The sequence below is a fragment of the Chitinophaga sp. genome, from assembly GCF_036566945.1.
GTDB lineage: Bacteria > Bacteroidota > Bacteroidia > Chitinophagales > Chitinophagaceae > Chitinophaga.
The window spans coordinates 1-11,323 of the sequence record NZ_DATCVJ010001013.1 but is presented as its reverse complement, the minus strand read 5'-3'; the positions used below and the strand labels follow the sequence as shown (position 1 = coordinate 11,323).

The window sequence follows — 11,323 nt, the reverse complement described above, 5'->3', positions numbered from 1 at the left end:
TGTTAGCGAAAAAAAATGGTTGGCTTTTGGATGCTTCCTTTGACAAACATATTCCTTTTGAACAACAGATGGATATGTTAGTTGATTTTATTGAAGAGAAGATTGATATCTTTAGAATTTTGTGCAAAAAATATAATTGTGAGTTCTCTTGTGGATTATTTATATATTTTGACAATGGAGAGAGTATTCCAGGATTACATTTAGGTTCAAGGTATAACAGGCTAGTAAAAGAATTAGATATTGATTTTGATGTTGATATTTATTGTTTGCCCAATGAATAGCCTCGCTGAGGGCGAGATAAAACCTTTAGCGGTTTCGCACTAAAGGTTTTATCTCGAATATACTTTTTACATTTGTTGTATGTAATAGACCAGTCCCCTCAAAATTATATACAATTTCCCCTTAATAATATAACACCTTCTCCCTATCCCCGACGTAGCTTTGCATAAAATAGGAAATTATGTCATCAGCTATATCAGACAGGCAGGCGACTACTGTCATCAGAAAAAATGGAACGGGTATTACCAAAGAAACATTTCCTGTACTGGAAATGACCTGTGCGGCCTGCGCGGTCAGTGTAGAGTCCATGTTAAAATCAGTCCCGGGCGTAGCAGATGCAGGCGTGAACTTCGCTAATCAAACTGCCTGGGTACAGTACAAGCCCGGCGTTACCCCGGAAATTTTACAGCAGGCAGTCCGCTCCGTTGGCTACGACCTGATCATTGATAAGGAAAACCAGGATGAGGTGAAGGAAGAAGCCCAGCAACGGCATTACAGGGAAGTGAAACAGCGCACCATCTGGGCATCTGTTTTATCGCTTCCCATTGTTATTATCGGGATGTTCTTTATGGACATGCCTTATGGTAACTGGATCATGATGGTATTAGCTACGCCGGTGGTATTTTTTCTGGGCCGGAATTTCTTTATCAATGCCTGGAAACAGGCAAGCCATGGTAAGGCCAACATGGATACGCTAGTAGCACTCAGTACAGGTATTGCCTGGCTCTTTAGTGCTTTTAATACGATGTATCCGGAATTCTGGCATCAGCGCGGTCTTCATGCCCATGTGTACTTTGAAGCCGCTGCGGTGGTCATTGCCTTTATATCATTGGGAAAACTATTGGAAGAGAAGGCAAAATCAAACACCTCTTCTGCTATTAAAAAGTTGATCGGCCTGCAACCTAAAACAGTGTTGCTGGTGGATAGCGCCGGCAATACACAGGAAATTCCTATTGCCAACGTGAAAGTAATGGATCTGCTGCTGGTAAAGCCGGGAGAAAAAATTCCGGTAGATGGTAAGGTAGCCAATGGTGAATCATATGTAGATGAAAGTATGATCACCGGTGAGCCGGTGCCCGTGGCAAAAAAGAAGGGTGATGGCGTATTTGCCGGCACTATTAATCAAAAGGGTAGTTTTCAGTTTCATGCAGAAAAGGTAGGCACGGATACTTTGCTGGCACAGATCATTAAAATGGTGCAGGAAGCACAAGGTAGTAAGGCGCCGGTGCAGAAGCTGGTAGATAAGATTGCGGGCATATTTGTACCCATCGTGATTGGTATTTCTATCCTTACCTTTATCACCTGGATGCTATTGGGTGGAGATAATGCTTTCACACATGCGCTGCTGACGGCTGTTACCGTACTCGTGATTGCCTGCCCCTGTGCATTGGGATTGGCTACGCCCACCGCTATCATGGTAGGTGTAGGTAAAGGCGCCGAGAATAATATCCTTATTAAAGACGCCGAAAGCCTGGAGCTGGCCCATAAAGTAAATGCTATTATCCTCGATAAAACAGGTACCATCACGGAAGGTAAGCCCGTGGTAACCGATCTGATATGGACTGCCCCGCAGCAGGATCAATCGCTTCAGCAAGCCATCCTTTATTCATTGGAACAACAGTCGGAGCATCCTTTAGCGGAAGCCGTAACGGGTTACTTATCACAAAATGGTGTGAAACCGGTATCTTTATCCGGCTTCGGAAGTCTTACAGGTCAGGGTGTAAAGGCCATATACAATGAGCAACATTATTTTGTGGGGAATAAAAAGCTGATGGAACAGCAGCACATTGTGATAGACCTGCAACAGGCGGCCCGCGCGGCTACCTTGCAGGAGGAAGCCAAAACGGTGATCTACTTTGCCTCTGGTAAACAGCTTCTCGCGGTAGTAGCAATTGCAGATAAGGTTAAAGAAACATCTAAGCAGGCGATAGTCGCCTTACAGAAAGATGGTATTGAAGTATATATGCTCACCGGCGATAATACCCACACCGCTGCCGCAGTAGCCGGAATGGTGGGTATTACCTCCTATAGGGCAGAAGTATTGCCGGCAGATAAAGCGGCTTTCGTAAAAGAATTGCAGCAAAAAGGAAAGGTAGTGGCAATGGTGGGCGATGGGATTAATGACTCCCATGCACTCGCACAGGCGGATGTGAGCATCGCGATGGGTAAAGGCTCCGACATTGCAATGGATGTGGCTAAAATGACGCTGATTACGTCAGATTTGAACAGCATTCCCAAGGCACTGAAACTTTCCCGTAAAACGGTAAGTACCATTAAACAAAATCTTTTCTGGGCTTTTATCTATAACGTAATAGGTATTCCCATTGCGGCTGGTATCCTTTTCCCTTTCAATGGATTTTTATTAGATCCTATGATCGCCGGTGCTGCCATGGCTTTAAGCTCCGTGAGTGTAGTGAGTAATAGTCTCCGTTTGAAAGCGGCGAAATTGTAAGCAGGAGCATTTTAAAATCAGCACAACATGACCAATACCTATACATGGAGTACCGCCGCGATTGTACGGGAAACCAACGACGCCGTAACCGTGATATTTAATACAAACGGAACAGCATTTGACTATAAGCCCGGACAATTTGTAAATATCACCCTGACCATTGCCGGCGAACCGGTAACCCGGTCTTATTCATTAAGTTCCCTGCCGGAGGATACGCATCCTGCTATCACCGTAAAAAGAGTAGCCAGTGGGAAGATGAGTAATTATATTGTGGATGAACATCGGGACATACATACCTGGCAGGTGAGCGGCCCGCATGGTTCCTTCGTGATGCCCGATCAGGATGCCACCGTGAGGCATCTGGTGCTTTTAGCAGGTGGGAGTGGGATTACACCGTTATTTGCGATTGGCCGTTCGTTTTTGAATCAGTATCCGGATGCCACCGTTACGCTGATTTATTCCAGTCGCAGCACAGATGATATCATTTTTAAAGCTCTGCTGGAAAGCTGGGCCGATCGTCATCGTGAGCGATTGAAAATTCATTACGCGCTTTCACAGGAAGCAGCGATCAGGGATATGTCCCATGCTACCGTCAGTAAAGGAAGAGTGAATAAACTTATTGCAAAGAAAGTTATTAAATCAGCCGTAGCAGATCTGCAGGCAGGTACGAGGTACTTCATCTGTGGTCCGGCGGCGTTAATGAAAATGCACCAGGAAATGTTAGCAGCGATGCAGGTACCGGCGGATAATATTTTCCTGGAATGGTTTGCGCCGGTAGAAAATGAGGGGAACGTGGCGCTGCCGGAGAGTCAACAGGAAGTGCTGCTCCATTTTTATGAACAATCTAATTTATTGGAAGTAGGCGTTGGTAAAAGTATTCTGGCCGCTGCGCTGGAAGACAGGATTCCATTGCCTCATTCCTGTAAAGCCGGCACCTGCGGTATTTGTGCCGCCAGACTTACGGCTGGTAAGGTAACGATGCTCAATAATTTTTCATTGCGTCAGGCCGATCTGGAATCAGGACTGATTCTGTTATGTCAAAGTTATCCTTTAACAGCAGATGTTACCGTGGAAATTGACTAGTAGGTTTTTATAACGATAGTGAATACGGGGGATACTTTATCTCCCGTATTTTTATTTTAATCTGCAATAATATAAAAGGATCTTAAAATTATGTAAGAATCCCATCATCAATTGAGCAGGCACCTGTAGCAGGGTGCAAAATTAAAATCCCGCAGACATTGCATCTGCGGGATTTTTGGCTTTTAACTTATTTTTCCATGGGATGCTCTTTCAGCAGTTGTTCGGCGTTATAGAAATCCTTTTTACTTTCAATAGTCTTTCTGATCTCTTTCACTTTCTCCGGGTCAATAGGCGTTCCCGTGTTGCCGAATGAATTCCGGACATAGGTTAAAACCGCAGCAATCTCTTCATCCTTCAATAGTCCGCCAAAAGGTGTCATGGGTACCTGACCGGTATAGGCTTTTTGGTTGACGGTGATGGGCCCCATGATTCCTTTCATGACGAGTTTAATCAATCGTTCATCGCTGCCGGTTACCCATTCGGAGTGAGCGAGCGGAGGGAAGCCGGAATCGGGAAGTCCTTTGCCATCGGCCTGATGACAGGTTTTACAGTATCCTTCTATGGCATAAATTTTCTTCCCCTGATTAAACAATGCCAGTGCATTCCCTTTCAGATTTGTATTCACATCTTTCTCTTTTTCCTCTTTCACACTTACACCGTTTAAGTGTGCTACGGCTGCTTCATGTGCATGGATCATCCAGTCGTCCAGTGGCATTTTTTTCGCTTCTGCTAAAATGGGAAGCCCTTTTTCAGGACCGATCCAGGAAGCGGCTACAATCGCCATCAATCGCACACGACTATTTTCATCTTTGGCTGCCTGCATCAGTAAATTTGCCTGATCGGGTACCTGGTGTCCGGTATAACGCACCACTTCTACCGCGGCGGCCCTGGCATGATAATCTTTCGCCTGTAATACCTGCTTTAAAAGATCCTGATCCACTTTGTCTAATCCCCAGCTTACCCAAAGACCTTCCAGCAAATGATGTTCGTATCGCGGATCATTTTTATCCAGATGAGCCACCCAGGTTTTCAGTTGGGCGAGTACCTGTGAAGCATCGCGTCCCCGCAGTTCGCGGCGGGTTCTGTACCGGGTTCTGTATTCCGGCAATTTAAGATTGTCGAGTAATACATTTATAGGTGCTCCCGCTATTTGTGCGGGTTGTACCAATGGTCTTGATGGATAGGTAATGCGGTATACCCTGCCATGTGAGTGATCACGCAGCGGATCACGTGCATTGTGTTGCATGTGTCCAATCAGAATGTTATGCCAGTCGATCACATACAAGGAGCCATCGGGTGCAAACTCCAGATCTACCGGCCGGAAATTGGGATCTCCACTCACCAGCAAATCCATGCGATGATGGCTTTTATAACCGGTGCCATCGTCCTGCAGGGTATGTTCTTTTGTGCCCAAAAATCCGATGGTATTGTTGATCAGGAAGTCGCCCTGCACCTCATCCGGAAAATGGCGGCTGGATACAAATTCGAGTCCTGATGTGGGTCGTACTTTGTGTTTGTCTTCTATCAGCTGTATCGATTTATGCGTGGCTTCTCCATATCTCGGCAACACAGTGCCGGGGAGCATCCAGCGCATATCGGGGCTGGAGGTTTCCGCGAAAAATGGTTGGCCCCAATCATCGAACGCAATGCCCCATGGATTAGGAATAGACAATTGTGCCGTGCGTTCCAGTTTCCTGCGTTTGGGATCATACCTGTAAAAGCCGCCATTGGAGGCTCGAACGGTGCCATAGGAAGTTTCTACATGCGTATGCAGAAACACGCCTTCTCCTGAGTATATGGCGCCCGAAGGGTCGACGGTAAAAGCATGACTGCTATGATGTGTATCATGATCATCAAAGCCACTGAGCAGGATCTCTGCTTTATCTGCTTTATCATCGCCATCGGTATCCATCAGCAATTTGAGATTGGTTCCCTGCGCTACATATACCCCTTCCGGCGCTATCTCAAAGCCAATGGGTAGGTGAAGGCCATCCGCGAATACGGTTTCTTTATCTGCTTTACCATCGTGGTCGGTATCTTCCAGAATAATAATTTTATCATTGGGCCGGGCATCTCCTGGTTTATAGTGCGGATAGCTTGGCATGGTCGACACCCATAGCCGACCTTTATTATCAAACGACATCTGCATCGGCTTGGCCAGGTCTTTGAACTGCTCTTCTGAAGCAAAAAGCTCGATCTTATATCCTGGTGGCACTTTCAGCTGGCCTACTGCTTCAGCTCCGCTGAGGTAACGCAGACTCCCATTTTTAGCCGGATTGTAATTTGTTTTAACGAGCGGTAATACTTTGGTGTTTTTATCGGCAGCAGCAATATCCATTTTCTCTCCTTTCGACGCAGCCAGCCAGATGGCTGTATCCCTGATGGCGGTCATCTGCCGGATTTTCTCTATTTCAGCCGGGTAATTATCTGGTCCGTAAGGATCAAAGCGGCGACCGTATACATGCACGCCATTAGGGATTTTATAATCGTTGAGCCACATCCAGTTTTTTTCCATGACGGCATCGTGTACCAGCTGTTTGTTAGATGCAGCCATGGCGGGAGCATTCCCAAAAATCTGATCGGCCAGCAAAATGCCTAACTTTTTATAGCCTTCTTCATTCAGTTGCGAGCCATCGATGGTCAATGGTGTTTTGGTATCCTGGTACCATTTTTTGGAAGGCGTAAATGCATCCACAAACAGTACGTTATTGTGATCAGCCACTTCTTTCATGGCCTGCGTATACAAGGCCAGGTTTTCATTTTCTTTACGGCCATCCGGGAGATCATATTTATCAGAGAGATCCTCGAATGCAATAGGCGAAACAATGGCCAGCTGCGGCGCGGAGGTACCATTGTATTTTTGGTGCAATGTCCATTTGATAAAGCTATCCAGTTCCGCTTTATAGTTAGGGAGCCCTTCTTTTCCATTAAACGATTCATTATAGCCGAAAAAGGAAATGATCACATCCGTTTTATGTCGGGTAAGCCATTGATCCGGCGTATCGAAATTTCCCTGGCTGGGGTTATCCATCGCCTGAAATTCCCTGGCCAGTTCGGGATTGAATTTTTCTGCACCGGGAAATGCCCAAGGCGAATTCCTGCTGGCATGTGGCCGGAATCCAGGCGTTTCTCCACCATCGCACATATTGCGGATGTGTAGTTTATAATCCGGATAACGGACGTATAACTCCGTTTCAAAATTATCATAATTTATCATTCTCGATCCCAGATTATTACCAATCAGGGAAATATGTGATGTGCCGGAAAGCGTAAGAGGAGCGGGGGCTTTGGACTTACAGGCATTCAATATCACTATCGCCAGTATGATGGGAATAAGCGGTACATATCTGCCAATTTTTAATAGTCGGAACATCTTCGATAAATTTAGCTGCATCAGGAAACGTTTCATTTATTTCGACACACGGTAAGGCACCTGTATATCCATTTTGCCTTTCCATTTGCGCGGAATTTTAAGGCCCAGCTCATAATGAATGGCATTGACTACCAGGCGTTGAAAGGGTTCCTGCTGGAAGTCTTCCGGGTGGCCCATGGTTGTCATAAACACACGGCCACCGAAGGCGTTGGTGCCAGTCCAGGCCACAGGATTGTCGATCGCTTCTTTATCCGGATTGACTGCTTTGCCCATCAGCAGCCAGGTAGAGCCTTTCACAGGATAATCGGGCAGCACGCGGTATAACCAGGAGCGAACATGAAAATTCGGAGCCACACCTGTCAGAATAGGATTGTTTGCCTGCTCTTTAACGGTGTATACATCCGTGCTGCTCTCATGTCCGTAGTGCGTATGTTTAGCGGCGCCTCCCCATCCCGGAGGTGCATTCAATGCAAATTCTCCAAAGGCATTCCATTTTTCGCTGGCATCTCCTTCCGGGTAATGGAAGGCATGTGTGGTGGTACGGAAGCCCATCACCGGTTTGCCACTTTTAAGATAAGTCTCTATATAGGCCAGTTGTTCAGGCGGCAGCCTGCGCCAGCGTAAAAAGAAAACAACCAGGTCGGCATTTTTTAATGCTTCCAGTCCCGGAATATTTTCTTCGCTGTTATGATCTGGGTAAGCTTTGAGCACAATTGTTTTCATGCCGTAATCTTTTTCCAGTGCGGCAGCTACAATAGGTAAGGTTTCTTCACCGCTGTACTCATGGTCGCCGGTCACAAAAACGACCAGCGGCTGCTTCGTTTTTTTGGAAGATTGCGCAAAGAGTATGGCTGTGTAAACCATGCTGGTACTTACCAGTAAGAATAAACAAACACAGAATTTTTTCATGTAAGCAGAGATTATAGTTTACAACCTTGACGGGTAACTTTAAATATTCGATGGCATTACTGCATGTTGGCGGCGCATCAGTATAAGCGCGATGTTACTCAGCACCATCATCATTGAAGTGCATGACGGTTATAGATGCTATGCTGTTCCGGTGCTCCGCCCGTCAACGCCGCTACTACATTGTTGATCGTGAGCAGGCATATTTGCCGGTAGGTGGCTGCTGTAAGACTCCCCGAATGCGGTGTAATGATGACCCGTGGATGATGTACAATAGGCAGCTGCGGCGCCGGTGGCTCCTCCGGTAGCACATCCGCCGCATAGCCGGAAATCACGGGTGCATTTAATGCCTGTAACAACGCGTCATGGTCTACCAATGCGCCCCTGGCGGTATTGATTAATAACGCGTTTGTCTTCATCATCTCCAATTGCTTTGATCCGATGATGTTATCTGTTTCTTTATTTAATGGAAGATGAAGACTCACCACATCTGAAGATCGTAATACATTTTCCAGCGACAGGTATTTATAAGGCAGGTCCTGAGCGGATTTACTCCAATACAGGACTTCCATGCCGAACGCTTCTCCCAGTCGTGCTACCCGTTTTCCGATATTTCCCATTCCCAGCACGCCAAGGGTTTTACCATTCAGTTCATCTCCTGCATATTGATTGCGCGAGTTCCAGTTGTCCTGTTTTACCTCAGATACGGATTCGTACATGTTACGCATCAACATAAGCATCAGGGCAAGGGTATGTTCTGCAATGGTGGCTGCATTACTGCCGGGTGCATTGATCACCAGGATTTTTCTGGCGGTGGCTGCAGCAACATCTACATTATCCAATCCTACACCACATCTGGCTACCACCTGTAAATGCGGGCAGGCAGCTATCAGTGGTTGATGGATCAAACCTTTTCCCCGTGTAATGATGGCATGGATTTCTTCCCAGTTCAAAACATCTTTTACACTGGCTTCATCGTATCCCGTGAATACATTCACATGCTCCTGAAGAACGGCTAAAGCTTCGGCTGCAATCGTTTCGAGCAGTAATACGTTTTTTCTCATTTGTTATTTATGATATAAGGTGGCATCATCCGATCTGTATCCTCTGAAATCATTTCTGTTGGAAACATACAAACCTTCTTCATATAATTCATCTGAAAATATCCGTGGATCTACTTCCGCACCTGGGATAGAAGAAATTTCCACCAGGTTGCCGGCAGGATCGCGTACAAACATCTGCATGGCGCCATCGGGCAGTTTTCTCACTTTCCCCCAGGGGTTGATATCAATGATATTCAGTTCTTTCATGCGAAAAAACAGCGTGCTGAAATCGTCTACCTGCACACAAATATGTCCACGGAAGGAGGTACGATCTTCCCACTCAGAGATATGTAATTGTTGTTCTTCATTAAACTTGAAAAACATAACAGGGTAATCAAACCGGAAGGCAGCCAGCGGTTCCAAACCTAATTCATGCTGATAAAAATTACCTGCTTTTTCCAGGTTGTCTACAATCAGTGTGACGTGATTAATTTTAAGTGCTTTGGCCATAGAGAATCATTTAAAAATACCACTTCTAAACTTTTTGTTTATAGTCCCGTACAAAATCCCAGTCGGGTGTTACGCCTAATCCTGGCGCAGTAGGGGCCTGTATCAGACCATCTGTCACCGTAATATGTTCCTTCACCAGCTCATACATCATCGGGTTTCCTCCCAGTGAAAATTCAATGATAGTGGCGGAAGGCGATGCAAATGCTACATTCAGTCCTGCCATAAAAGAAAAGGCAGAACCCCAGCAATGCGGCGCCAACTCCAGTTGATGTACGCTGGCCAGGTGTGCTACGCGTACCGTTTCCGAAATGCCGCCAATGATGGCAGCATCCGGCTGAATCACATCAATCGCTCTTATTTCCAAGAGTGCCTGAATATCAAAACTGGTATATTCACTTTCGCCTGCCGCGATAGGAATATGTGTAGATGCCCTTACTTCTGCAGTCCCTCTTTTATTATCAGGACTAATCGGTTCCTCAAACCAATATAAGTTACAGTCTTCCACCCCCCGACAAAATTGTTTGGCTTCCGGCACACTAAAGGTACCATGTGCGTCGGCCATTAGTTTAATATCGGGTCCTAAAGCGGCTCTGGCGGCCTTTACCCTGTCAATACTGTTTTGTACGGTTTGGTCCATCACGCCTACACGCATCTTCACACCCCCGAATCCCTTCGCCACATATCCATTCAACTGCGCGCCGATGTTGGTGGCATCTGCCCATCCTCCGCTGGCATAAGCCGGCATTTGATCCCTGCAGGCGCCACCGAGTAAGTCCATCACCGGAACATTTAACATTTTTCCTTTCAAGTCCCACAAAGCCGTGTCAATGCCGCTCATGGCCGACATAGTGAGTCCTCTTCTGCCGAGGATAGGGAATTTTCGCCCTCTCGACAATGCATAATGATCCCGTGTGCCATTATACATTTCTTCCCAAAGACGGGTAATATCTTTCACCTCTTTGCCCAGTAAGGCAGGCTTCAATTCGTTTTCAATACAGTTTACGATGGAAGCACATACCCCCGAAGATCCAACCGCTGCTTTGGCTTCTCCGAATCCCTGAAGACCGTCTTCTGTCGTGATCACTACCAACGTCATGTCGAAGTTGGCCAGTAATCCATAGTCGGACGTATGTTGTTTTTCTTTAGGAACGGGACAGCGTAACCAAAATGCTTCTACATTAGCTATTTTCATCTGTTAGCAGTTGACTTCTTTAAATAAGTTTTGATAAAGTATGAATGGATCGGGTAGTTAGCATGGTATAAAACTCCTCTGTAACAGCGGTGCTGCCATGGTCCTGCAGGAATTTTTCCTGTTCGGCAGATAAGTTTTCCGGGTTTTCATCAATCGCATCCGGGTAAGGATTGGCCGGTGTACGATCCAGCGACGCACAGAATTCCACAGAAAGCACGTCGTTATAATTGATAGCTTTCAAGGTATCTATGATCTTTTGCCAGTTGAGGTTACCCATTCCCGGCGCCATCCGGTTATTGTCCGCCACATGAAAGCCTACCAGTTTCCCTTTGGCACTTTTAATAGCGGCATACATATCCATCTCCTCGATATTCATGTGAAAGGTATCCAGACAAACCCCACAATTAGGGCCCACCGCCTCCGCTAAAGCGAGCGCCTGATCGGCCCTGTTGATGAAATAAGTTTCGAACCGGTTGATCGGCTCT

General features: G+C 46.3%; 9 protein-coding genes. 3 read left to right on the top strand and 6 right to left on the bottom strand.

The window, feature by feature from the left end; genetic code table 11:
* The 3 genes from VIP81_RS30335 to VIP81_RS30325 form a co-directional block, all read left to right on the top strand.
* Positions 1–281 (top strand): DUF4279 domain-containing protein (locus VIP81_RS30335; RefSeq protein ID WP_331970740.1); only part of this gene is annotated, 281 nt, incomplete at its 5' end.
* A 179-nt stretch (positions 282–460) separates the two neighbouring features.
* Positions 461–2,731, top strand: coding sequence for a heavy metal translocating P-type ATPase (locus tag VIP81_RS30330; RefSeq protein ID WP_331970734.1), 2,271 nt, complete (start codon positions 461–463; stop codon positions 2,729–2,731).
* 27 nt (positions 2,732–2,758) lie between these two features.
* On the top strand, positions 2,759–3,814 hold the full coding sequence (locus VIP81_RS30325) for a ferredoxin--NADP reductase (RefSeq protein WP_331970729.1): 1,056 nt from the start codon (positions 2,759–2,761) through the stop codon (positions 3,812–3,814).
* 187 nt (positions 3,815–4,001) lie between these two features.
* Here VIP81_RS30325 and VIP81_RS30320 read toward each other — a convergent pair whose 3' ends face one another.
* The 6 genes from VIP81_RS30320 to VIP81_RS30295 all read right to left on the bottom strand — a co-directional run.
* Complete coding sequence (locus VIP81_RS30320) at positions 4,002–7,187, bottom strand: PVC-type heme-binding CxxCH protein (RefSeq protein ID WP_331970725.1); 3,186 nt, start codon at positions 7,185–7,187, stop codon at positions 4,002–4,004.
* A gap of 36 nt (positions 7,188–7,223) precedes the next feature.
* On the bottom strand, positions 7,224–8,096 hold the full coding sequence (locus tag VIP81_RS30315) for a ThuA domain-containing protein (RefSeq protein WP_331970722.1): 873 nt from the start codon (positions 8,094–8,096) through the stop codon (positions 7,224–7,226).
* Between the two features lie 110 nt (positions 8,097–8,206).
* A complete protein-coding gene (locus VIP81_RS30310) occupies positions 8,207–9,157 on the bottom strand; it encodes a hydroxyacid dehydrogenase (RefSeq protein WP_331970717.1) in 951 nt (316 codons plus the stop codon).
* Positions 9,158–9,160: 3 nt separating this feature from the next.
* Positions 9,161–9,646 (bottom strand): VOC family protein, encoded by a 486-nt coding sequence (locus VIP81_RS30305; protein ID WP_331970714.1) that lies wholly within the window; start codon positions 9,644–9,646, stop codon positions 9,161–9,163.
* A gap of 25 nt (positions 9,647–9,671) precedes the next feature.
* On the bottom strand, positions 9,672–10,838 hold the full coding sequence (locus tag VIP81_RS30300; RefSeq protein ID WP_331970711.1) for a mandelate racemase/muconate lactonizing enzyme family protein: 1,167 nt from the start codon (positions 10,836–10,838) through the stop codon (positions 9,672–9,674).
* 19 nt (positions 10,839–10,857) lie between these two features.
* A partial coding sequence (locus VIP81_RS30295; protein WP_331970708.1) for a sugar phosphate isomerase/epimerase family protein occupies positions 10,858–11,323 on the bottom strand: 466 nt, incomplete at its 5' end.

Bases quoted from the DNA above. Each gene is read 5' to 3' on its own strand.
- VIP81_RS30300 (WP_331970711.1), bottom strand. From the start codon at position 10,838: ATGAAAATAGCTAATGTAGAAGCATTTTGGTTACGCTGTCCCGTTCCT.
- VIP81_RS30330 (WP_331970734.1), top strand. From the start codon at position 461: ATGTCATCAGCTATATCAGACAGGCAGGCGACTACTGTCATCAGAAAA.
- VIP81_RS30320 (WP_331970725.1), bottom strand. From the start codon at position 7,187: ATGTTCCGACTATTAAAAATTGGCAGATATGTACCGCTTATTCCCATC.
- VIP81_RS30325 (WP_331970729.1), top strand. From the start codon at position 2,759: ATGACCAATACCTATACATGGAGTACCGCCGCGATTGTACGGGAAACC.
- VIP81_RS30315 (WP_331970722.1), bottom strand. From the start codon at position 8,096: ATGAAAAAATTCTGTGTTTGTTTATTCTTACTGGTAAGTACCAGCATG.
- VIP81_RS30305 (WP_331970714.1), bottom strand. From the start codon at position 9,646: ATGGCCAAAGCACTTAAAATTAATCACGTCACACTGATTGTAGACAAC.
- VIP81_RS30310 (WP_331970717.1), bottom strand. From the start codon at position 9,157: ATGAGAAAAAACGTATTACTGCTCGAAACGATTGCAGCCGAAGCTTTA.